This is a genomic window from Paenibacillus psychroresistens, from assembly GCF_009728935.1.
GTDB lineage: Bacteria > Bacillota > Bacilli > Paenibacillales > NBRC-103111 > Paenibacillus_AC > Paenibacillus_AC psychroresistens.
This window is the reverse complement of sequence record NZ_CP034235.1, coordinates 380,554-403,203: the sequence shown is the minus strand read 5'-3', so window position 1 is coordinate 403,203 and position 22,650 is coordinate 380,554. Positions and strand designations below refer to the sequence as shown.

Here is a 22,650-nt window from a genome sequence, read left to right as displayed (position 1 = left end):
TATCATATAATGGTTTTTGCTTGCTACAATGGGGAAACCCTATGAAATGGCACTTTTTAACTTCTATGCGCCCATGGTCCAATGGATATGACGCAGGCCTCCGAAGCCTGAGATTGAGGTCCGATTCCTCATGGGCGCGCCATATTATGTCACATCTACCTCGTTAAGAGGTTTTTTAAAAAAGAGTCTTTGACCTTTCTTGACCTTTGTAGCGTTTTTCGCTATGATAAGATTAGATTCACTCATTCAATGCTCTAAAGGAGGATTTGCGCATGAACTCGAATTTTATACCCATGGTTGTGGAACAAGATGCACGTGGTGAACGCGGATACGATATCTACTCCCGTTTATTGAAGGATCGCATCATATTTCTTGGCAGCGGAATTAACGATCAAGTAGCAAATGCAATTATTGCTCAATTGTTGTTTCTTGCGGCGCAGGACTCCGAGAAAGACATTAGCATTTATATTAACAGTCCTGGCGGTTCGATTACATCAGGAATGGCGATTTACGATACCATGCAATTTATTAAACCAGATGTTTCTACGATCTGTGTAGGCATGGCCGCATCAATGGGCGCATTTCTTCTAACCGCCGGTGCTAAAGGCAAACGTTTTGCATTGCCTAACAGCGAAGTCATGATTCACCAGCCTCTTGGTGGTGCAGAAGGTCAAGCCAGTGATATTATGATTCGTGCTAACCGAATTATCAAGCTGCGCGAGAAGCTTAACGGCATTATGGCTGAACGTTCAGGAAATCCAATTGAACGCTTGGACAAGGATACAGATCGCGATTTCTTCATGAGTGCGGATGAAGCATTGGCTTATGGATTGATCGATAAAGTCATCCAACCTGCTGAAGTTATTGCTAAACCATAATTCCTAAATAAACAACTTAAAAACCAGCTTCGAACATGCTTATGCATGATTCAAAGCTGGTTTTTTGGTCATATTGTATGATTATTGATTCTCTAGTTCTTCTTTACCTACAAGAACAGCTAAAGCGTTTACAGCCTGCTCAGAATCCGCACCTTCAGCGCTGATGACAACTTCTGTTCCAGAGCTGATAGCTAAGCTCATAATACCCATTATGCTCTTGGCATTAACTTTCTTCTCATCCTTCTCCACAAAAACCTCTGAAGAAAATTTATTAGCCTCTTGAACGAACAATGCTGCTGGTCTTGCATGTAAGCCTGTTCTTAATTTGACGACAACGGGTCGTTTCGACATGAACCTTTACCCCCCAATTACTTGTTAACGACAATTATCTGTTTATCTAAATTAAATGAAAAATACATATTTCAATCATTATACCATTCTTTATGAGGGGAAGAAAGACACTTGTCATTAAGATTTTCGAAGTTTGTCTGCAAGCTCGTCAATTTTGCGTAATCGGTGGTTAACTCCCGACTTACTTACCGCTCCATTAAGCAGATCGCCAACCTCTTGTAGGTTAACATCGGGATGCTTCAAACGAATTTCTGCAACAACTCTTAGCTTCTCCGGCAGGTTCTCCAGACCAAGCTCTCTTTGAATAAGTCGGATATTATCCAGCTGTCTCACCGCGGCACCAATGGTTTTATTCAGGTTAGCCGTTTCACAATTAACAATACGATTGACTGAATTTCGCATATCTTTCATGATTCTCACATCTTCAAAACGCAATAACGCTTGATGAGCTCCAATTAAGCTCAAGAACTCAATAATTTTTTCGCCTTCTTTGATGTAGAACACAAAACCTTTTTTACGTTCGATACATCTCGCATTCAAGTGAAATCGATTGGCCAGCTGTACAAGTGACTGACAATGCTCCTCATACATCGAAGCAATTTCAAGGTGATAGGAAGATCCTTCTGGATTATTAACAGAACCGCCGGCAAGAAATGCACCGCGGAGATAGGCTCTTTTGCAGCAATTATTCTTAATCAGCCCTTTATCAATCTTCGTGGCAAATTGAAAGCCCTCGGTGACAATATGGAGCTGGCTTAACACTTCCTGTACTTGGTTCGGTATTCGAACGATATAAACATTATTTTTTTTCAGCCGCATTTTTTTACGAACGAGAAGCTCGGTATGGATACTAAATGTTTTTTTAATTAAGGAGTAAATACGTCTGGCAATGGCTGCATTCTCTGTAGAAATATCCAGAACTACTTTTTGACTTGAAATCTGTACGGCGCCATTCATCCGAATCAATGCCGAAAGCTCTGTAATCTCACAACAAGCGCCGCTCTCAATCAGGGTCAATTCCTTTTTGGTTTCAGCCGCGAAAGACATAAAGCACTCACCTCTTCTTCAACATCCAATCACTGACCAACTGGTAAATATGATGGCTTAGTTTTTCCGCATCATGCCGCAAATACGTACGGAATAATACAAGAGTATCGGCAATGACTTGATAGCCGCGATTGGTCACTTCCTCCAGATCTAAATGGACGGCTTTTGCACCTTTTTCGGCATATTTCTGCTGAACCTGAGGTGGAATTTCACCATTATTGACAATCACATAATCGAATAATTGCTGGCCCACATGATCGTGAACCGCTTGCAAGTGATCACTAACCGAGTAACCATCCGTTTCTCCTGGCTGTGTCATCACGTTGCAGATATATATTTTGACAGCGTTGGATTCCATGATCGCTTTAGCAATTCCAGGCACTAGTACATTGGGAAGTATGCTTGTGTATAAACTTCCCGGACCAAGCAGGATTGCATCTGCCTCCTGTAGGGCAACTAATGCTTCTGCCAAAGGCTCCACATCCGGTGGTTCGATGAATACTCTGCGAATGATTCCGCCCGCTTTAGGAATGGATGACTCTCCTTCAACGATTGTGCCGTCAGCCATTTCAGCTTTTAATACTATCGCATGACTTGTTGCAGGCAATACTCGACCTCGAACGGCAAAAACTCGACTCAATTCTCGTACAGCCAAAGCGAAATCTCCTGTGATATCTGTCATCGCCGCTAAAATTAGGTTTCCCAAGCTATGACCAGCTAAACCTTTACCTGCTTTAAACCGATATTGGAACATTTGTGAGAGCAAGGGCTCTACATCCGCTAAAGAGATAAGTACGTTGCGTATATCGCCAGGTGGGGGGATCTGCAGCTCCGATCTTAGAATCCCTGAGCTGCCTCCATCATCTGCAACCGTGACAATGGCCGTTATGTCGAGCTCGCGTTCTTTCAACCCTCTCAGCATGACCGAAAGACCGGTTCCGCCCCCAATCACTACAATCTTTGGAAGCTTTGATTCCTTCTGGTCCAATCTGACTCACTCCCCCCTAATGGCGGTCACGCTCTGCGTCACGATGGCTTATGCGAACAACTTCTGTTTCACTTGAGCCCATGACTCGCCCCATGTATTCAGCAATCGCTACTGAGCGATGCTTGCCTCCCGTACAGCCAATGCCCACAACTACTTGGCTTTTTCCTTCTTTTTTGTACTGGGGAATTAGAAAATGAAGCATATCCAGCAGCTTGGTCAGAAACTCTTGTGTTTCTCCCCATTTCATTACATATTCGTAAACTTCCGGATCCTGACCTGTATTCGGTCGCATACTCTCAATATAATGCGGATTGGGTAGAAAACGTACATCAAAGATCAAATCTGCATCAATCGGAATGCCATATTTAAATCCAAAGGAGATTACATTGAGTGTAAGCATATCGCCATCCAATTGATTGAAGCGAGAGATGATGCTTTCTTTTAATTGGTTTGGCTTCAGGTTGCTAGTATCAATGACTTGCGTGGCCAAACCTTTCAATTCCTCCAGCAGCTTGCGTTCATTATTGATGCCATCCAAGGGTACCCCGTCTGTAGCTAGGGGATGCCTGCGGCGACTCTCTTTATAACGCTGTACCAGCACGGAATCCGTTGCATCGAGAAAGAGGATTTCATAGTTCAATGTGTAATTTTCTTTGATGTAACGTAAAGATTCAGACAGGGAAGTAAAAAATTCTCTACCACGCAAATCAATGACCAAGGCCACTTTGCCGATCTTGCCATTGGATTGCTCTATTAACTCAGCAAATTTAGGAATGAGCACGGGCGGCAGGTTATCCACGCAGAAAAAACCGAGATCCTCTAGGCTTTGTACCGCGATGGTTTTCCCTGCTCCTGACATTCCTGTGATGATGACTAGCTTGGCTAAAGCAATTCTTTCTTCCACGGGTAAGACCTCCCTAAAAAATACTTCGGCGGTAAATAATATATATGAAAAGGAGATTAAAGATAGTGCTGTTGCACGGGTATAAGTACCACGGGCTCCGTTGCAGACGTGTTTCCTTTTATTTAATGGGCCTCCGGAAAGAAGAAACACGCCTACAAAAGTCGCCTCTTAGGTACATACACCCGTTCCACTACTCACTATGCATCTCATTTTCATGAAAGAATCCAACCGAACACTTTACTTTAGCTATGCTTACAGTTACAGTACCGTAGTTTATGAGCTTGCAGCGCTCATATGACTTAAAAATCGAGCTGTAAGGCTGATTCTCAGCTTACAGACTTCAAAACACTTGAAGATCAAGCTGTAAGGCTGATTTTCATCCTTACAGGATTGAGAACTAGTTTGTTTGCTGCTGTTAGCATGTTTTTCATCGTTACAGTTACTGTTCGAAGTTCTAGTTGTAGGGACTATGTGCTGTTGCGATGTTTTTCATCCTTACGGGATTGAGAACTGGTTTGCTTGCTGCTGTTAGCATGTTTTTCATCGTTACAGCTACTGTTCGCGGTTCATTGTTGGGTTTATGCTCTGTTCGCGCTCTTGTCAAAGCTTTATCTATGAAGATTAAGACCGGCTGCGCCGATGACACCGGCATCATTGCCCAAGGTTGCTGGGACGATATCAACGCCTTCTTGTGCTGGCTCTGGAGTGAATCTTTTGAAAATTTCACGAGCGGGCGCAAACAGAATTTCGCCAGCTTTGGAAACGCCGCCGCCGAGGATAAAGCGTTGCGGGTTTAATACGACCGCTAAGGTTGCCATCGATTTGCCGAGATAGAAAGCAGCGCGGTTTACGATACGTAAAGCCACTTCGTCGCCTTGCTTAGCTGCATCGAATACTTCCTTAGCTTGGATATGCTCGACTAGCGCAAGCGAGGTTTTATCGCCACGTTCTACTGCATCTTTAGCCATGCGAATAATTCCCGTTGCCGAAGAAACTGTTTCTAAGCAACCCATTTGCCCACAACCACAAACAATCGCTTCCAAATCAGGAACTATGGCGATGTGCCCTAGCTCACCTGCAACACCTGTGGAGCCAACATATATTTGGGAATTGATGATAATTCCACCGCCGACACCCGTTCCAAGCGTATAACAAACCAGGTTAGGAATACCTGCACCTGCTCCGCCCCAAGCTTCGCCCAAAGCAGCAACGTTGGCATCATTATCAATTTTCACGGTTTTTCCAAGATGGGCTTCCAGCATCTTTTTAACGGGTACATCGTGCCATCCTAAATTGCCTGAAAGCTTCACTATACCCTCTTTAATATCCAAAAACCCGGTAATTCCTGCACCGATTCCAGCAACCTGATCCCAGTGGTAAGAAGAGCTAGCGACAATTTCACGAACATAATTCGCGATGTTTTTAATGACAACCTCAGGTCCGCCTTCGGATTCTGTTGGTCCCTCCATTTGATGGAGCAGTTTGCCGTTCTCATCACAAATCCCTACTTTAATGCTGGTGCCCCCAAGATCGACACCAATGTAAATGTTGTTAGCCATTCCATTTCACCTCTATAACATGGTAGGAGCCCTACTCTAAATAAGTAGGACTCAGAAGTTTTACTACTTCTTAATCATTATCTGAAAAGCTTAAAGCGCTTGGCTCCAATCGTGAACAACATGACCGTCTAAGAATTTCTCACAGTCCAGAGCCGCCATACAACCACTGCCTGCTGCTGTAATTGCTTGACGATATTTATGATCCTGAACGTCTCCGCAAGCAAAAACGCCTGGGATATTCGTTTCGGAAGTCCCCGGAGTTACAACAATGTAGCCATTCTCATCTGTCGTAATCTGACCTTTAAGGAAGCTTGTATTAGGTGTATGTCCAATAGCTACAAAAATACCGTCGGTTTCGATAACTTCCTCTTTACCCGTTTCGTTATTAAGCACCTTAAGTCCTGTAACGCCTTTATCACCAGCCACTACTTCTAAAGGAGTACGATTTAAGCCCCAGCTAATTTTTTCATTGCCGCGTGCGCGGTCTTGCATGATCTTCGATGCACGCAAGTCATTGCGACGATGTACCAGTTCTACGTTGCTCGCAAACTTAGTTAAGAAATGCGCTTCTTCCATAGCGGAATCTCCGCCGCCAACTACGATAATTTTTTTACCACGGAAGAAAAAGCCGTCACAGGTTGCACAAGTGCTGACACCCCGTCCGATATTTTCTTTCTCATTGGTAATTCCCAATAAACGTGCGGATGCGCCTGTGGAGATAATCACGGATTCAGCTTCCAATTCACCGATACCTTCAACAGAAAGCTTGAATGGTCTTTTGGATAAATCAATGGTATTGACCCATCCTGTACGGAATTCTGCACCGAAGCGTTCGGCTTGCTTACGCATGTTATCCATAAGCTCAGGTCCCATAATACCTTCAGGGAAGCCTGGGAAATTCTCTACTTCCGTTGTTGTAGTCAGCTGTCCGCCTGGTTCTGGTCCTTCAATTACCAAAGGGTTCAAGTTCGCGCGAGCCAAATAAATGGCGGCTGTAAGTCCCGCTGGACCTGTGCCAATAACGATTGATTTATACATGATATTCCTCCTCAGAGTTTTCGTCAGAAAACTGACTTCGTAAGCATACGCTTTTATGCGTAGTCTGTTATTTATGAATCATTTCCTTGTCGCACCACATTGGCGAATTTAGGAAAAATCGCATCCATTTTTTCTTTGAGCTTGCAGGTTTGATCGATTATCTTTACATATTTGCTAACTGTCGCGACCGAAATTTTATAGCGTTCTGCTACTTCACCATACGAAATGGCTCTACGGTGCATCTTAGCAGTCAAGTATTCAAGCGCTGCTGCCCAGCCCGTGCTTTTGGCGATCTTAGGAGCATTTGGATAAATTCGTGTAAGGAATTCCACCCACAAGGTTTCTAGATCATGCTGTTGAATCATATCGTAGCGTTTGTGCATTTGTTGCAAGGCCAATTCAAGCACTTGCTGCCACTCTGGCTCCCAAATTGGTAAATTCGGCGAAAATGGTTTGGAATGAATCAACGTAGATTCCCCTTCAAGCACTGCTTGCAACGGCGCATCAGCACCCATACTGCGCAATACGAAGAAGGCGACTTTTTTAAGATAGTCATCTTCATTAGGTTCCAGTAAGAATTCCTTAAGCGCATCTTCAACTTCACTATCCGCAATAATCCCGAAGGCTTGAATGACCTGCAGCTTCGTTTCCATATCCCCATGCCGCAATGCCCAAAAGAAAGAGGAACGGACTAATGGATCCCGTTGCATATAGTCTGGAATCCCTTCACTTGAGCGCTCCAGCATACGGAACTGTTCCTCGAAGGGAAGATGGTAATGATAGCTAATAGCAGTCGAATCTCCATGATGCGGGTTCGTTGGAGTAATGCGGTTGCCTTGCTTGAGTTGGCTTAAATAGAAGCGCGGGATATCGGATTTGGGATCGAGTTTTTCGGTCTGCAGCCACAGCTTCTGAGCTTCAGCAAATCGTCCAATATTATAAGCTGCAACTGCAGCATAATGAAATAAACAAGGATCGGATGAAGCGTCTCCGCTTCTAAGTAACCTTTTGAACAGGAGATAGGCGGTTTCGTGCTCACCTAGAATCCCCATTGTTGTCGCTTGTTTGAAAACATGGTCTTGGTGGAAGGGAAAGGTTTTGCGCAAGAGCGCCAATAAATCCGCCAGCTTTTCCTTGGCACCTGCGTGCTGATAGAAAATCGCCATATTACATAAAGCATGCATATTGCCAGAATCAATCTCGATAACCTGAGCTATGGTTTCCATAGCTTTCTCGAAACGCCCCATATAATAATAGGCCAAGGCCAAATTATTACGCGCCGCCAAAAAATCAGGATGCTTTTTAATCAATCTTTGTAAAATCCGTACCGCTTCAGCAAATCGGCCTTCTTCAAGTAGAGCGCGCGCATTATCATGCTCAAAAAGACCTTCTCTGCTCTTGATCGCTGTGATAGGGGTAGGTCTTTCTAATTCATAGCTTAACAGCTCAATCATTTCCTCGGACTCATCCAGGAACTGACCCACCGAGTCATTCTCTAAATACTGAATGATTGCCTTCTCGGCAGACTCGAAATCTTCCATATTCGCATAATTATTAGCCATGTAGAAATAACATTCCGTCATGGTCGTATCGACTTGATCTATGATTTGCTGCAAAATTTGATTAGACTCACTGTAATTGCCCATCTCGGAAAGAATTCCGGCTAGGTTGCAATGATTTACTGGATTGTCCGGTTCATAATCAACCGCACGGCGAAAATACTTCAGCGCTTTATCATAATGCAGCCGATCCAACGAACGAACCGCTCTTTCAAAGAAGAATGTAGCATCCATTTGAAGGGAGATTACTTTTTGTTTAGGCTTCGGTTGTTCAGTTACTACAAGCTTTTTCTTTGCCATAAGAGCACCTCCGATGGTTTCGGGTATGTACGGCTAGTGAGATTTCGGAGCATTTCCCAGCCCGCTACCAGTACAATTGCAGTATATCACAACTCGAATTAATTGCCTAAAACATAATAAAGCCAGTAGCTAGACGCCGCCATACTTGAACAAGGAACTTAATGAGCCACCTTCAACAATAATTCGAATCGCATCTGCAAGTAAATCTGCAACTGATAAAACGGTAAAACGCGATGAATGATTGTCGGGAATAGCAATTGAATCGGTAATTATCACTTCTTTAATGTTTGGGTGGTCCAAGCGCTCTAAAGCGTTGGCTGAGAAAACGGGATGTGTCGCGCAGATATAAATATCATTGGCTCCGCGTTCCTTTAAGCTTTCCACCACGTTGACAATCGTATTGCCTGTATCAATTAGATCTTCGATAATAATCGGCGTTCGACCTTCAACTTCACCAATAACATGCGTAATAACCGATTCATTATGAGCCGGTCTTTTCTTAATCATCATCGCAAACGGCGCATATAGAATATTAGCTAAATTCTCAGCTGTTGTTGCTCGTCCTGCATCAGGGGATACGACAATTGGATTGATTATTTTTTTCTTAATAATATAGTCGCTGATTAAATCAAGTGCAGTTAAATGATCCACAGGAATATTGAAAAATCCTTGAATCGCAGGTGCATGCAAATCAATCGTAATAACACGATCCGCTCCAGCAGTAGTCAGTACATCCGCTACCATTTTTGCTGAAATGGGCTCACGCGGTGCAGCTTTTCTTTCTTGTCTAGAATATCCGTAATAAGGTAACACCAAGTTAATCGTCCGTGCCGATGCTCTTTTAGCTGCATCAATCATGACTAATAGCTCGACAAAATGCTCGTTAATCGGATGGGAGAAGGTTTGTACGATAAACACATCACAATTACGAATGGTTTCTTCGTATAAACAGTAATGCTCTCCACTTTTGAACTTGGAAAGCTTGATCTTACCTAGCGGCTGTCCAAGCACCGTCGAAATACGTTCAGCGAGCTTTGGGTTGGATGAGCCGGAAAATATTTTTAACTTGTTGCTTTTCATATGGACCCCCTGATCTAGATAACAGCTTTAACACTATACTATTATTATAACTGCTCGAGCATGATTTCAAAAGGGCAGCATCTCACGTTTTCGTTTTTTAAAGGTCGCTAGCTCTGTAAAGCCAATATTTCGTAACAAATCGGTCGCTTGGTCTAGATATTGTCCCAATCTTGCAGGCTGGTGCGCATCGGATCCGACAGTAATTGGTATATTTTGTTCGAAGCAGTATTCAAGCATTCTTCTGCTGGGAAACATTTCCTTAGCGGGCATCCGTAAACCCGATGCATTTAATTCGATTGCCAGTCCATGCTGCTTAACTACATCTAAAGTTTGCTTTTCCAGCTCGCTGACATCCTCTTTGGGCAGAAATCCAAACCGCTTAATAACATCAATATGACCCATATAATCATAAAATCCAGTTCGAGCCGCTTTTTGCACCGCATTGTAGTATTGACGATATACCTCATCATTATCACGCGTTTGCCAGCCATCGAGCTGACGGAAATCAGAAATATCCCACTCTCCCAGAAAATGAACCGAACCAATCACATAATCCCAAGGATAAGCATCGATTATTTGTTTAATCTCGGATTCATAACCTTCAATATAATCGCCTTCTAAGCCAACACGAATATCGATTTGATCCTTATACTTATTCTGTAGGTGAAAACACTCCTCGACATATCGCGGGAGCTCGTCCATTGGCATTGCCATACCCGAGAAATAAGTAGCTGGATCGACATGCAGAAGCGGCATGTGGTCGGAGAGTCCCAATTGGTCCAATCCGATTTCAATGCCGCGTTTAACGTACAGCTCCAGCTCGCCTTCAGCGTGACCGCAACGTACATGATGAGTATGGTAATCAATAAACATCGATTTAACCTCACTTGTTTTAATGATAAGTTTAATAATAAATTTAATAATTAAAACCTTTATTTCTTGTTATGACGGTTGTCCAGCTCTACCATTACTTCGTCCAAGGAAAGCTTCTCTTCACGTAAAAGCACCATGAGATGGAAGATCAAATCACTCGCTTCATAACGCAGCTCTTGCTGGTCGTGATTCTTCGCAGCTATTATAACTTCTGCTGTTTCCTCGCCGACTTTTTTGAGGATTTTATCTAAGCCTTTTTCAAAAAGATAAGTCGTATACGCACCTTCTGGACGTTCCGCATCCCGCCCTGCAATTGTTGCTTCAAGTGTAGATAAAATAGCGAAACGGTCGGTGCTTAGGAGTGGGTTTTTCGTTGGAGAAGTGCTAACTCCGTCAGTTTGTAATTGGACTTCGTTGAAAAAACAGCCTTGCTTTCCTGTATGGCAAGCAGGTCCATTGGGAATTACTTTTACTAGGATGGTGTCTGCATCACAATCGTAAGCTAATGATTTAATCTGTTGAGTATGGCCAGAGGTTGCCCCTTTATGCCAAAGCTCACTACGAGAACGGCTCCAAAACCAAGTTTCTCCGGATTCGATCGTAAGCTTTAATGATTCCGCGTTCATATAAGCTAGAGTAAGCACGTCTTTGCTAGCCGCATCCTGGACAATAGCCGGAATTAAACCCTGTGCATCCCAACGAATGCTTGCTGTTAGTTCATTTAGAGATTGTGCTGTCATCGAATTTCCACTCCTTTTTGTTTGAGATCCGCTTTGACCTCGTTGATCGTGATTTCTTTATAATGAAAAATGGTTGCGGCCAGCCCTGCATCCGCTTTACCTTCTGTGAATACATCGTAAAAATGTTCTTTACGGCCTGCGCCGCCTGAAGCAATGATCGGAATCGTCAAGAGCTCTGAAACTGCGCGAGTTAGCTTTAAATCAAAGCCATCCTTCGTTCCATCCGCATCCATACTCGTTAGCAGTATCTCACCGGCACCTAGCTGTTCCACTTGCTTGGCCCAAGCTAGAGCTTTAATGCCTGAAGCATTCCGACCGCCGTGTGTATAAACTTCCCACTCGCCCCATGCTTCATTATACTTGGCATCAATCGCCACAACAATGCATTGGGAACCAAATTTACGCGCGCCATCGAGCACCAGATTCGGGTTTTTCACCGCAGCGGTGTTGATGCCGATTTTATCTGCGCCTGCGCGAAGAATTCGCTTCATGTCTTCGACTTCGGCAATGCCGCCACCTACTGTGAAGGGGATAGTGATTTCTCCGGCTGTTTTGCGGACAACCTCGATCATGGTTGCGCGTCCTTCTACGGAAGCGGAAATGTCGAGGAAGACTAGCTCGTCGGCGCCTTCGCGATCGTAAATCGCGGCTAGCTCTACTGGGTCTCCGGCGTCGCGGAGGTTAATAAAATTCACGCCTTTTACTACTCGACCGTCTTTGACGTCTAGGCAGGGGATTATTCTTTTGGCTAACATGGTTGGCTCCTTTCTTTGGAGTTTAAGGCTAAAGTTCAACTGCACGATTAAGGAGCTTTCGTTGCGGATTAGGGTAGCTGCTTACAGCCACTCTTGAAATTGCATCCTTTTTTATTGAAATAAAACAAGTGGTAACGATGCAATATCAAGTAGTGTGAGCTTGCTAACGCAAACTCCTGATGTGACACCTAAACTTTCCAGCTAGCCACCCCAATCCTCCACTCCACCCTTTATCACAGTTAACCCTGCCTTAAACATCGCTCAGTAACTCGCTTGTTTAGAAAACCTTACTTAGGGCAAAGGAATATTACTTTAAGTACTCATCCATACCATTAACTGCGACTTATCATTACTAAAACATAATTAGTGCATGCATGTTACTTACACATCAAGAGCCTTAAACCTGAAGACCTGAAGACTTGAAGACTTGAAGACCTGAAGACTTGAAGACCTGAAGACCGACTTGACCCATTAGACCCCTTAATCCCCTTGATCCTTCAATTCAGTAATCGATTAGTTGCTTTTAAGGCAACTAAATGACAACGAATATTGGGGGAAATGAGAATTAAGTGCTTTTGAGGCAACTAAAAAGTGGACTGCACTTTAAAGTGATTGTTTCAACACGATTAGTTGCTCTAAAAGCAGCTATTTTAATAGAAAGTTCTAAAGCAAGGAATTTAGTTGCTCTAAAGGCAGCTATTTTCAAAATTCACCTGGATTTGAGTTAGTTTATAAGGTTAATCTTTAAGATTGTTGATTACAATACTCCACAACTTGTTTATAGGGTAAATTTCCACCGAAGATGTCCAATGCGCTGCCGATTGTTATGTCTAGCTTTCCGGCGGTGAGACTATTGAAAAGTTCAAGATCGGCTATAGAGCGGGCGCCGCCTGCATAGGTGGTCGGGATGCTGACCCATTGGGATAATTGGCTGGCTAAGGTTTTTTGGATGCCGGATTGTTTGCCTTCGACATCTACGGCATGGACAAGGAACTCACTGCAATATTGTTCAAGCTCGCTGATATTCACTGGATTGACTTCAAAATCGCTGAAGGTGGTCCATTGGTTGGTGACTACATACCATTTGCCGTCGCGCTCTTTGCAGCTTAGGTCGATGACCAGATTTTCTTTGCCTATTTCGGCAACTATGGCTAGAAGATTGGGCATGTTCAACTCACCATTACGGAAAACATAGGAGGTCACGATGATGTGAGAGGCTCCTTTTCCCAAGTAGCTCGCGGCATTTTCTGCCGTAATGCCACCGCCGATTTGCATACCGCCTGGATAGGCTTGAAGCGCCTGAACAGCTGCAGCTTCATTTCCGCTACCTAACATGATGATATGTCCGCCTCGCAGCTGGTCTTTTTGATACATTTTGGCATAGTGGGTGGAGTCTAGCTCCGAAACGAAATTTTCGACGACGTTTTGATTGTCTTGAGTGAGGGTCTCACCGACGATTTGCTTAACTTTGCCTTGGTGCAGGTCGATGCATGGTCTAAATCGCAAGGGATCTCAACCTTTCTATCTATAAGGATAAATAGCTAATTGGCTACTTTAGGGTAAGTTCAGGAAATTCCCCAGCAGCTTCATGCCGATATCGCTGCTTTTTTCAGGGTGGAATTGCATGCCGTACACATTATCTCGACCAACAATAGCCGTCACTGGCTGAAAATAATCGGTAGTCGCTAATAAATCGGAGCTATTATCAGGCAAAGCGTGATAGGAATGAACAAAGTAGACATGGCCTTCTGCGATTCCTTGAAGTAAGGGACTTTGTTGCTCGTATGCGAGACGATTCCAGCCCATATGGGGCACTTTGTAATCTCCTTGAAAGCGAACGACCTTACCTTGCAGCAGGTTCAAGCCTTGATGATTGCCATGCTCCTCACTCTCTGTAAAGAGCAACTGCATCCCCAGACAAATACCCAATAAAGGCTTGCCAGTAGCAGCGTAGTCTAGCGTCGTTTGATCCAAGCCAGTTTCTCGTAAATAGACCATCGCATCGCCAAAAGCACCTACTCCGGGCAAAATAGCTTTATCGGCTTGCAGAATCTCCTGTTTATCTGATGTCACTATATAGTCATAGCCCAGCCGCTCAACCGCTTTACTCACGCTGTGTAAGTTGCCCATCCCATAATCGATAATTGCGATCAAGTGCTATAGCACTCCTTTCGTGGATGGCACGCCTTGCACTCGTGGATCAATGCTTGTTGCTTCATCCAATGCCCGCCCAAGCGCTTTGAAAATCGCTTCGATCATATGGTGGGTGTTCTGCCCGTAGTGGACGATTACATGTAAGGTAATCCGAGCTTCAAGCGCGAATTTCCAAAGAAATTCATGCACCAATTCCGTGGAAAAGCTGCCTACTTGAGCTGATGGGTAAGTCGCTCTATATTCAAAATGTGGACGGTTGCTGATATCAATAATAACCTGTGCCAAAGCTTCATCCATGGGTACAAAAACGCTTGCGTAACGTTTGATTCCTCTTTTGTCACCTAAGCTCTCACGCAATGTTTGACCCAAACAGATCCCGATATCCTCTACGGTATGGTGATCATCGATGTCGATGTCGCCTTCAGCATGAAGCTTAAGATCAAATTGACCATGCTTCGTGAATAGGTCCAGCATGTGGTTTAGAAAGGGTACATCGGTCTCAAGTTCAGAAACACCTGTACCGTCTACGCCAAACGAAAGCTGAATGTTGGTTTCATTGGTTTTACGATCTACGCTTGCTGTACGTTGTTTGATTTCACTCATGGTTGTTGCCCTCCTTTTGCAGCCGCACTTCGATGGCGCGAGCATGCCCTTCCAAGCCTTCGTGCTTTGCTAATGTCATGATCTGACGTCCATTGGCCATTAGCGCTTCCTTGCTATAGTAAATCACGCTGGATTTCTTCATGAAATCGTCAACGTTTAATGGTGAAGAGAAGCGTGCTGTTCCGTTCGTGGGCAGGATGTGGTTCGGGCCTGCCCAATAATCTCCTACCGGCTCCGAGCTGTAGGGGCCGAGGAAGATTGCTCCGGCGTTTTCAATCCGGCCGAGGTATTGAAAAGGCTCGGAAACCATTAGCTCCAAGTGCTCTGGAGCTAGCTGGTTGACTATGTCGATGCCCTCATCGAGGCTCGACACGGTTAGGATCGCGCCGTAATCGCGTATCGATTGCGCAGCGATTGCTTGCCTCGGCAGCTCTGCGAGCTGACGCTGAACTTCAGCTTGCACAGCATGTGCAAGCTGAAGTGACGGCGTCACGAGCACCGCCGAGGCCATCTCGTCGTGCTCCGCCTGCGACAGCAGATCCGCCGCCACGTAGGCGGGATCTGCTGAATCGTCGGCTAGCACGACAATCTCGCTTGGCCCTGCAATGCTATCAATGTCGACTACGCCGAAGACATTGCGCTTCGCCAGGGCCACATAGATGTTGCCGGGGCCAACGATCTTGTCCACCGGCGCAATCGATTCCGTGCCATAAGCCAGCGCTGCTACCGCCTGCGCGCCTCCGACACGGTAAATCTCACGGATGCCGACTTCAGCAGCGGCAACCAGAATATAAGCATTGACCCCAGCTTCTCCATTCGTCGCAGGCGGGGTCACCATTACGATTTCCGGCACGCCAGCCACCTGAGCCGGAATCGCGTTCATCAAAACCGAGGACGGATAAGCTGCTTTTCCGCCCGGCACATAAATCCCGACCCGCTTCAACGGCCGCAGGATCTGCCCAAGCATACTGCCGTTTGGCTGCAAGTCCAACCAAGTCTGCCGCTTTTGCTTCTCATGAAAAGCGCGAATGTTTGCCGCAGCCTGGCGAATCGCATCCAGAAATGCGGGATCAACCTCCGCATAAGCCGCTTGAATTTCTTCCTCCGTCAAACGCAGCGCCTCAACCTTGATCTTATCGAATTCCAAAGCATAATCACGTAAAGCCTTATCACCTTCGGCCCGAACCTTGGCAATTATTTGTTTCACGCTTTGATTCTGCTCTTCAGAACCATACTCCACTTCCCGAGTAATCGAGAATTCACTTGCCGGCATTATCCGCATAGATCAGCCCCCCATTCATGAAATACTTTCATAGTTTTACTCGCATGTTTTCTCTTATCATTTGCTTGCACTTATTATGAATGTTTCTCTTAGTTTAAAGAAACATCTTCTCTATTCAATACATGAATTTCGCTATTTCAATCTATATTTCATATTCCAGCGAGAATAAAGAAAATTTGGCGTTAACAGCGAAATTTTTTCTCTAATAAAGAAACTTCTTCGTTAAATCAATCTCAAACAGCCAAAGTTAGCTCATTTAAGGAAAATCATATCACTAATAACGAAATTATTACCTTAGCATCAACAAGGCTCAACGAAACCAACTATTTTAAAGCTTTTAGCGTCTCAAAACCCGGAATAACCGCCTGCAGTCGATCACATAGCTGCTGGATGATGTCATTTTTCATTCGATAGCTGACTCGATTGGCGATCAGCCTGCTCGTAATCTCAAAAATCGACTCCATCTCAACTAAGCCATTCTCTTCTAAAGTACGTCCCGTTTCCACCATATCCACGATACGATCCGCTAATCCGATTAAAGGTGCGAGCTCGATGGAACCATTCAATTTAATCACTTCAACCTGCTGTCCCCGCTCACGAAAGTACTGTGATGCCACATTAGGGTACTTTGTAGCTACTCGTGGATTCAATAAGGGTGTCCAGTCTGGAAGTCCGATTACCGACATCCGACAACGTGCAATTCCTAAATCAAGCAGCTCATAGACATCACGATTTTCTTCCATTAATACATCTTTACCTACAACACCTATATCCGCCACTCCATACTCCACATAAGTAGCCACATCAACTGGCTTAGCCATAATGAACTGCAAGCGTGCTTCCGGTACCGTTATTATCAATTTGCGCGAATCATCTAAATCATCCGGGATATCAAAGCCCGCTGCTTGCAGCAGCTTAATCGCCGGTTTATTAATTCGCCCTTTAGGCATAGCCACCTTCAAAATCGGCAACATAATCCCATCTCCTTCTGCTCTTGTCATTCTACTCTTCCCACTACTATACAAAAGGAACGATATCCTCATAAACTCGACCATGGAACAAGTAGCTTCCTTCAGCTTTCAGTTCAATTGCTTCAACTTCCGACTCTGTCTGAACGCGTTGAGTTTCCACCCGAACACCCACACGTGAACGCATTTCATTGGCATGCTTCAAAGCTTCCTCGCGATGAGCCAGATCATAAAGCACCAGAATCCGGTAAGGTTCATCAGATGCTTCCTTATCTATTACTTCCATAATTCGTGTTGTTTTGAGTGCGAAGCCTGTTGCTGGTGCCGGCCTGCCAAACTGCGTTAACAAATTGTCGTAACGACCACCGCTGCATACTGGAAAGCCCAAATCTGCTGCATATCCTTCAAAGGTCATACCCGTATAATAAGAAAAATCACCAATCATCGTTAAATCTATCAGCACGTGCTCACTTACTCCATAAGCTTCAAGCACATCCCAGATCTCACATAAATGCTGAACAGAGGCTTGAGCAAGATGGTTCGGAGTTACGAGTTTAGCTTGTGCACAAATCTCTTCACCACCGCGTAAACGCAGAAGCCCTTCGAGCTCCTCAATATGCTTTTTATTAGTCAAATTGGTTTGAATCCACCGTCTATACCCGACATAATCTCGGTTTAACAAAAATTCTTTTAAGGCTAATTGTTCTTCTAAGCAATCTCCCAAAATTTCATGAAGCAATCCATTCAGAAATCCCACATGTCCAACAGCAATTTTAAATTTCTTCACGCCTGCAGCCTGAAGTGCAGCAATCGCCAACGCTATAACCTCAGCATCAGCTTCGGATGATCCATCCCCAACTAATTCCACACCCGTTTGAAAAAATTCCGATTCACGACCCGCTTCTGCCTCAAAGGCCCGAAACACATTAGCATGATAGGAAAGCCGCAATGGAAAGGATTCTTCCTTCAACAAAGATGCTACAACACGTGCAATGGGAGCTGTCATATCAGAGCGTAAAACGAGTGTTCTGCCATTCTGGTCCAGCAGCTTAAATAGCTTGCGATCCAGAGTTGAGCTTGCCACTCCGACGGTATCATAAAATTCCAATGTAGGCGTTATAATCTGGCTATAGCCCCATTTATCCATACAATCCAGGACACGGTTCTCAATTTTGCGAAGTTTAGCAACTGCTCCCGGCAAATAATCTTTTAAGCCTGTGGGCTTCTCAAATACTTTAGGTTTTGACACGTTAACTTTCACCTCATCGAATCATTTCGTTTCTTTTATGTAAAACGCTTTAGCGCGATACCATGCTACCAAGATAAAGGATTACAAATTAATATAGCACGGAAACTTCTTAACGTCAAAATTTCCTTTTTTCTCATGAATACACCCTCTGCTAGTATAAAGCTGTCTGTTGCACGAAACAACAGCAAAATAACCAATCGCAATTTCTGCGACTGGTCAACAATTTTTATAGACTTCAGACCTTCATATATTTACCTTCAAGATTCTTTAATCGGATGCTTATAAATCTCAATAATATTCCCATCCGGATCACGAAAATGAGCAACTCTTGCATTCCATTCTTTCCGATCAGAAGGCTCGGTAACAAACTCTGCTCCCTTATCCTTTAACCGTTTATAGCTTTTATCCACATCATCTACAGCAACATTGAGCAAAAATTTCGATTGTGTGTCTGCATCTGTCGGAAGTTCCGTCTCCCCAAGCACTTCTGCCATCGATTTGCGTGAAAGAAGCTCAAGCTTAATTTCACCGGTATTAAACGAAGCATATTGCATCTTCTCTTCGCTCATCACCACTGGAAACTCCATTACATCCCGATAAAACGTTACGCTCTTATTGAAATCTTTAACCGTCAGTCTAATTTGCGAAAGCTTCATATTATTCACTACCTTTCCGCACATTTTGAAGAACAAATTTCTTAAGAGTCCTTACCCCATCCTTTCAAAACCGAATCATCTCAAAGAAAAAACGCCATCTAATATCTGATGACGTTCGTATTAAGAATTTTAAATAGCCTTATTTAGGATAAACCATACTGGCACCACAATAACTACAAAATACGGATTCTCCAGGCTGCAGAGTACTGATTGAACCACAGCCCGTGCATTCCACTTTCTTAGGGGAGAGCTTCTCTTCCTTAACCTTTACCCTTCTGTTGTCATCAGCCGCTGCTACTTCATTTCTAACAGACCTGTGTGAACTTGATCGATTAGGAAAAACAAGATGATTAGAGACTTCATCTATATAACAATCCTCTAAAAGACCATGAAATATCATGCGCAGCAAATCATTCTTAACCATCAGGATACGTTGCTTTGTTATTTGAGATATAACACCTATAGAAGTTTCTCCTTGTGAGATTGCAATATGACGATAATATTCATATCGCTTTTGTAATTGCTTCTCATCATGGCTTGCTTTCCAAAGCAAATATAAAGCTGGAAGAAGGAGTATGATACAACAAACAAAGAAAACAGCATGCACCACATCACGACCTGCGAATAATTGGATGAAATACGAAAGCGAAAGCAGACCAAAAATAATGAGCAGGGATTTACCGTAAAGTATTAAATCCCCTATCTTCTGATAGCTTAAATCGCGATGCTTCACGGCACGAACAATAATTAGTACAAAACATGCCGGGAAAAATAAAAAGAATGTAGCAATTATCGCAGCATTATCGATTTTAGGTCTATCACTCTTAAACAAGTCTATTCCTCCAATCTATGGGTTATGCAGGGTAAACTAGGCTTGCTCCACAATAGGTGCAGAATATAGTTTCCCGCGGCTTAAGCGTGCTGCTTGAACCACAGCCCGCACATTCAACTTTTTTGGGAAATAGCTTATCTTGGACTACTTCAGCTTCATCCTCGGTCTCATCTTCATATTCCACATATGTTTCTTCTTCCTCGTCTGAGCTTTCATAGAATACAATGCTATTTGAGATTTCGTCTATAAAACCATTATTCAAAAGTCCCAAATAGATCATCCGTTGCAGATCATTTTTGACCATTTGTTCGCGTTTTCCTGCCATTTGTGCAATTTGATCTATGGATTTGATTTTACGCTCTATTATAATATCGTAGTAGCTGTCATACCGATCATTCAATTGTTTAGTCCTTTTTTTGCTAAGCCAAAACAAAAATCCAGCAGGAATCAATAAAGCAGCACTGAACGAAGCTACACCAAGGATATTTTGCTTCCTATCGATTATTTCCCCGACCTGACTAAAAAATATAATAACGCCATACATAGCTAACAAGGCATAGGCGCTTACTTTTAGATCGGCAATTTTTTTAAAGCTTAAATTACGATGCTGGATGATCCGAATAAGCAGCAGCACTAACCCCACCGGAAATAAAATTAACAGCAAAAAACTGACTATAATCCACCAACCGTTAATAGCCGGTTTATCATTAACTTCCAAGCCATTCCCTCTTCTCTATAGTAGTTATTGGCAAAGCTTATTTGAGCTCTTTTAATTGACTGTTACGTTTGATTAGATCCTTGGAAATATCAGCTATTAGCTTACGGGACAGCTCAACATTACCTATATCCCCTTCATCTTTAGCCAGCATTTGCACACATTGGTCCAGGGAGTTAATCTGCCAGAGTAAATTCTCTTCTACATTCATCATCGAAGCATTCGAAACGGGATCGCTGTATTTAACTTGTTCCATTAACTGCTTAAGCTCACTTTTTAATGCTTCTCGTTCAGCTTGTTTGCTTGGCTCTAAATTATGTTTAATCGAGAGGAGGACGGCTTGCAATTGCGTGATTAATTGTGTTTGTACAGCCGCATTCTCCGCTTGGTCTCGCACATAGTCAGTGAAATAATGTACCATTCCCATACCTATTGCCCAAATCGCAAATGTAATTAAATGAATAACCAGATAGGAAGTAAAGGAAATTTGTAAAACGAGCCAGAATAAACAAAGATGAAAAATAACAGCTGCCCCATAAAATACCGTTAAAGTCATGAAAGGTACAAATGCCGGGACGGACTCTCTTCGACTATTTCGCTTAATGACATAGCCAAAAAACCAATACCCCATGGACTCAGCAAAAAGAACAGCCAGAAGAGAAACCAGCCAGAAGCCCATATCATCTCCCCAAGAGCTTAATAACAAGAAAACAGCTATTGTAATAATGAGGCTAAGGCCATACAGCATTGTAGAAAGACGATTTGTGTTCATATTCCGCTCCTTTTCACCCTAGCTTATTTCCGCAATCGTAACAGAATTTTTGTCCCGGCTCGATTTGTTTCTGGCATTGGCTACAGGTGAGGGCTTGGCTTGTTCCACATTCTCTGCAGTGAACCGCATCCTTGGGATTATCTGCTTTACAGCTTGGACATGGATTGTAAGGATTGCCGCAATGTGCACAAAACTTCGAGCCAACAGGAATAGGCTGAGTACATTCGTGACAAGCTACTGAATCCCGAACAACAGGCGCTGCCTGCTTAAGCGAATTGCCGCAGCCTCGGCAGAAATTAGCTCCCTGCTCATTGTCCGCCTGGCATTTCGTACACGCTTGCGTGTTGGAAAATGCTCCTGTTTTTTCTGTCATTCGTGAAATGGAGCTGCCAATCGTTGTGCCAATAACATGCCCCATCTCTATGCCTAATCCTGCACCCATGTAAGCAGATGGATTACCTTCGTTTTTTGCTGCATTTTCCATCGTGTTAAATGTTCTTTCTTGCCCATATGTATAGCCAAGAATGTCCATCTCTGCTTTCTTGGCTAACGCTTCCTTCAGCCGATTGGTTGTAGGGTCATTATCCGGAATATTAATCGAATCAATATTAAAATTCACGAGAAGAAGCCCGTATTCCAGAAAAACAGCTGAGATTCGCTCCTGTACACCTTTAGATATCTCAGAAAGATAGGCATTGATATCGAGAATACTGATTTTTTTGTGGATCAAGAAAGAGGAGATTAGCTCTTTAATATTCATCATGAGAATCCCACGGAAATAACCCACCAAAGAGACTTGATCAAACTCAGTTAAAGTACCGATTAACTTGAGAATAAATTTACGGGTATCTTCAACCTGAATCCCAAATTGCCCAAAAGCGCGAACGGATACGAACATCTGATACTTGGGTTCTTGCAGCTGAATGGGTGTCGGAGTTCCCCATTTAACATCCATCTTAACGGTCTTATTCACAAACAGCACCTCTGCTCCAAAAGGTGATTTGCCTCCAAATGGCAAATTCACCAAGGTAGAGAGGATTGGAATATTCTGCGTTGTTAATGTATGCGTACCTGCGCCGAACAGATCTAGCGCTTTCCCGCCTTTAAATAATAAAACCTCCTGTGATTCATTCACGATTAGCTGAGTCCAAGTGCCTAATTCCTGATTCGGATATTTCCATACCAATATATCGGAAGGCCCATCGAACCTTATTACATCAATTATCGCCATAAAACGACTCCTTTCACTCGTCAAAATTACCTATATTTTCTAATACTAACTATACTACGAAATTATTCTTTTGGGGACTCATAAATTAATAAAACAGTAAATACTCCCCTTTTCGC

General features: G+C 43.6%; 23 protein-coding genes and 1 tRNA gene. 2 read left to right on the top strand and 22 right to left on the bottom strand.

Annotated elements, in window-relative coordinates; translation table 11 throughout:
* Positions 1–67 precede the first annotated feature (67 nt).
* A tRNA-Arg gene (locus EHS13_RS02030) sits at positions 68–142 on the top strand.
* A gap of 130 nt (positions 143–272) precedes the next feature.
* Positions 273–878 carry an ATP-dependent Clp endopeptidase proteolytic subunit ClpP gene (gene clpP, locus EHS13_RS02025; protein WP_155698764.1) on the top strand — a complete coding sequence of 202 codons (606 nt, stop codon included), beginning with the start codon at positions 273–275 and terminating at the stop codon, positions 876–878.
* A gap of 81 nt (positions 879–959) precedes the next feature.
* Here the strand turns inward: clpP and EHS13_RS02020 are convergent, their stop codons facing one another.
* The 22 genes from EHS13_RS02020 to EHS13_RS01915 all read right to left on the bottom strand — a co-directional run bounded on the left by EHS13_RS02020 (position 960) and on the right by EHS13_RS01915 (position 22,534).
* Entirely contained in the window at positions 960–1,229 is a 270-nt protein-coding gene (locus tag EHS13_RS02020) for an HPr family phosphocarrier protein (RefSeq protein WP_155698763.1), read from the bottom strand.
* 117 nt (positions 1,230–1,346) lie between these two features.
* Positions 1,347–2,276 (bottom strand): DNA-binding protein WhiA, encoded by a 930-nt coding sequence (gene whiA, locus EHS13_RS02015; RefSeq protein WP_155698762.1) that lies wholly within the window; start codon positions 2,274–2,276, stop codon positions 1,347–1,349.
* 7 nt (positions 2,277–2,283) lie between these two features.
* The gene (locus EHS13_RS02010) at positions 2,284–3,264 is read right to left on the bottom strand and encodes a gluconeogenesis factor YvcK family protein (RefSeq protein ID WP_227013757.1); all 981 of its coding nucleotides are present in this window, start codon (positions 3,262–3,264) and stop codon (positions 2,284–2,286) included.
* A 16-nt stretch (positions 3,265–3,280) separates the two neighbouring features.
* A complete protein-coding gene (gene rapZ / locus EHS13_RS02005; protein WP_155698761.1) occupies positions 3,281–4,168 on the bottom strand; it encodes an RNase adapter RapZ in 888 nt (295 codons plus the stop codon).
* Positions 4,169–4,776: 608 nt separating this feature from the next.
* The gene (locus EHS13_RS02000; protein WP_155698760.1) at positions 4,777–5,727 is read right to left on the bottom strand and encodes an ROK family glucokinase; all 951 of its coding nucleotides are present in this window, start codon (positions 5,725–5,727) and stop codon (positions 4,777–4,779) included.
* 90 nt (positions 5,728–5,817) lie between these two features.
* On the bottom strand, positions 5,818–6,765 hold the full coding sequence (trxB, locus tag EHS13_RS01995) for a thioredoxin-disulfide reductase (protein WP_155698759.1): 948 nt from the start codon (positions 6,763–6,765) through the stop codon (positions 5,818–5,820).
* Positions 6,766–6,836: 71 nt separating this feature from the next.
* Positions 6,837–8,624, bottom strand: a complete 1,788-nt coding sequence (locus tag EHS13_RS01990; RefSeq protein ID WP_155698758.1) for a tetratricopeptide repeat protein — start codon at positions 8,622–8,624, stop codon at positions 6,837–6,839.
* Between the two features lie 129 nt (positions 8,625–8,753).
* Positions 8,754–9,704, bottom strand: coding sequence for a ribose-phosphate diphosphokinase (locus EHS13_RS01985; RefSeq protein WP_155698757.1), 951 nt, complete (start codon positions 9,702–9,704; stop codon positions 8,754–8,756).
* A gap of 66 nt (positions 9,705–9,770) precedes the next feature.
* Positions 9,771–10,577, bottom strand: coding sequence for a histidinol-phosphatase HisJ (gene hisJ / locus EHS13_RS01980; RefSeq protein ID WP_155698756.1), 807 nt, complete (start codon positions 10,575–10,577; stop codon positions 9,771–9,773).
* 59 nt (positions 10,578–10,636) lie between these two features.
* Positions 10,637–11,317, bottom strand: coding sequence for a bifunctional phosphoribosyl-AMP cyclohydrolase/phosphoribosyl-ATP diphosphatase HisIE (gene hisIE, locus EHS13_RS01975; protein ID WP_155698755.1), 681 nt, complete (start codon positions 11,315–11,317; stop codon positions 10,637–10,639).
* On the bottom strand, positions 11,314–12,072 hold the full coding sequence (gene hisF / locus EHS13_RS01970; RefSeq protein WP_155698754.1) for an imidazole glycerol phosphate synthase subunit HisF: 759 nt from the start codon (positions 12,070–12,072) through the stop codon (positions 11,314–11,316). The genes hisIE and hisF overlap by 4 nt, the downstream gene beginning before the upstream one ends.
* A 744-nt stretch (positions 12,073–12,816) precedes the next feature.
* A complete protein-coding gene (gene hisA, locus EHS13_RS01965; RefSeq protein ID WP_155698753.1) occupies positions 12,817–13,578 on the bottom strand; it encodes a phosphoribosylformimino-5-aminoimidazole carboxamide ribotide isomerase in 762 nt (253 codons plus the stop codon).
* Between the two features lie 48 nt (positions 13,579–13,626).
* The gene (gene hisH / locus EHS13_RS01960; RefSeq protein ID WP_155698752.1) at positions 13,627–14,226 is read right to left on the bottom strand and encodes an imidazole glycerol phosphate synthase subunit HisH; all 600 of its coding nucleotides are present in this window, start codon (positions 14,224–14,226) and stop codon (positions 13,627–13,629) included.
* A gap of 3 nt (positions 14,227–14,229) precedes the next feature.
* Entirely contained in the window at positions 14,230–14,829 is a 600-nt protein-coding gene (hisB, locus tag EHS13_RS01955) for an imidazoleglycerol-phosphate dehydratase HisB (protein WP_155698751.1), read from the bottom strand.
* On the bottom strand, positions 14,822–16,111 hold the full coding sequence (gene hisD, locus EHS13_RS01950; RefSeq protein ID WP_155698750.1) for a histidinol dehydrogenase: 1,290 nt from the start codon (positions 16,109–16,111) through the stop codon (positions 14,822–14,824). The genes hisB and hisD overlap by 8 nt, the downstream gene beginning before the upstream one ends.
* 323 nt (positions 16,112–16,434) lie before the next feature.
* The gene (gene hisG, locus EHS13_RS01945; RefSeq protein ID WP_155705192.1) at positions 16,435–17,085 is read right to left on the bottom strand and encodes an ATP phosphoribosyltransferase; all 651 of its coding nucleotides are present in this window, start codon (positions 17,083–17,085) and stop codon (positions 16,435–16,437) included.
* A 43-nt stretch (positions 17,086–17,128) separates the two neighbouring features.
* The gene (locus EHS13_RS01940) at positions 17,129–18,328 is read right to left on the bottom strand and encodes an ATP phosphoribosyltransferase regulatory subunit (RefSeq protein WP_155698749.1); all 1,200 of its coding nucleotides are present in this window, start codon (positions 18,326–18,328) and stop codon (positions 17,129–17,131) included.
* A gap of 257 nt (positions 18,329–18,585) precedes the next feature.
* Positions 18,586–18,984, bottom strand: a complete 399-nt coding sequence (locus tag EHS13_RS01935) for a VOC family protein (RefSeq protein WP_155698748.1) — start codon at positions 18,982–18,984, stop codon at positions 18,586–18,588.
* Between the two features lie 139 nt (positions 18,985–19,123).
* Entirely contained in the window at positions 19,124–19,816 is a 693-nt protein-coding gene (locus EHS13_RS01930; RefSeq protein ID WP_155698747.1) for a hypothetical protein, read from the bottom strand.
* Positions 19,817–19,838: 22 nt separating this feature from the next.
* Complete coding sequence (locus EHS13_RS01925) at positions 19,839–20,534, bottom strand: hypothetical protein (protein ID WP_155698746.1); 696 nt, start codon at positions 20,532–20,534, stop codon at positions 19,839–19,841.
* A gap of 37 nt (positions 20,535–20,571) precedes the next feature.
* Positions 20,572–21,303 (bottom strand): hypothetical protein, encoded by a 732-nt coding sequence (locus EHS13_RS01920; protein WP_155698745.1) that lies wholly within the window; start codon positions 21,301–21,303, stop codon positions 20,572–20,574.
* A 13-nt stretch (positions 21,304–21,316) separates the two neighbouring features.
* Entirely contained in the window at positions 21,317–22,534 is a 1,218-nt protein-coding gene (locus EHS13_RS01915) for an SPFH domain-containing protein (protein WP_155698744.1), read from the bottom strand.
* Positions 22,535–22,650 lie beyond the last annotated feature (116 nt).

Bases quoted from the DNA above. Each gene is read 5' to 3' on its own strand.
- EHS13_RS01990 (WP_155698758.1), bottom strand. From the start codon at position 8,624: ATGGCAAAGAAAAAGCTTGTAGTAACTGAACAACCGAAGCCTAAACAA.
- EHS13_RS01985 (WP_155698757.1), bottom strand. From the start codon at position 9,704: ATGAAAAGCAACAAGTTAAAAATATTTTCCGGCTCATCCAACCCAAAG.
- hisJ (WP_155698756.1), bottom strand. From the start codon at position 10,577: ATGTTTATTGATTACCATACTCATCATGTACGTTGCGGTCACGCTGAA.
- clpP (WP_155698764.1), top strand. From the start codon at position 273: ATGAACTCGAATTTTATACCCATGGTTGTGGAACAAGATGCACGTGGT.
- EHS13_RS01915 (WP_155698744.1), bottom strand. From the start codon at position 22,534: ATGGCGATAATTGATGTAATAAGGTTCGATGGGCCTTCCGATATATTG.
- hisG (WP_155705192.1), bottom strand. From the start codon at position 17,085: ATGTTGCCGATTTTGAAGGTGGCTATGCCTAAAGGGCGAATTAATAAA.
- EHS13_RS02020 (WP_155698763.1), bottom strand. From the start codon at position 1,229: ATGTCGAAACGACCCGTTGTCGTCAAATTAAGAACAGGCTTACATGCA.
- trxB (WP_155698759.1), bottom strand. From the start codon at position 6,765: ATGTATAAATCAATCGTTATTGGCACAGGTCCAGCGGGACTTACAGCC.
- whiA (WP_155698762.1), bottom strand. From the start codon at position 2,276: ATGTCTTTCGCGGCTGAAACCAAAAAGGAATTGACCCTGATTGAGAGC.
- hisD (WP_155698750.1), bottom strand. From the start codon at position 16,111: ATGCGGATAATGCCGGCAAGTGAATTCTCGATTACTCGGGAAGTGGAG.
- EHS13_RS02000 (WP_155698760.1), bottom strand. From the start codon at position 5,727: ATGGCTAACAACATTTACATTGGTGTCGATCTTGGGGGCACCAGCATT.
- hisIE (WP_155698755.1), bottom strand. From the start codon at position 11,317: ATGACAGCACAATCTCTAAATGAACTAACAGCAAGCATTCGTTGGGAT.
- hisB (WP_155698751.1), bottom strand. From the start codon at position 14,829: ATGAGTGAAATCAAACAACGTACAGCAAGCGTAGATCGTAAAACCAAT.
- hisF (WP_155698754.1), bottom strand. From the start codon at position 12,072: ATGTTAGCCAAAAGAATAATCCCCTGCCTAGACGTCAAAGACGGTCGA.
- EHS13_RS01920 (WP_155698745.1), bottom strand. From the start codon at position 21,303: ATGAACACAAATCGTCTTTCTACAATGCTGTATGGCCTTAGCCTCATT.
- EHS13_RS01935 (WP_155698748.1), bottom strand. From the start codon at position 18,984: ATGAAGCTTTCGCAAATTAGACTGACGGTTAAAGATTTCAATAAGAGC.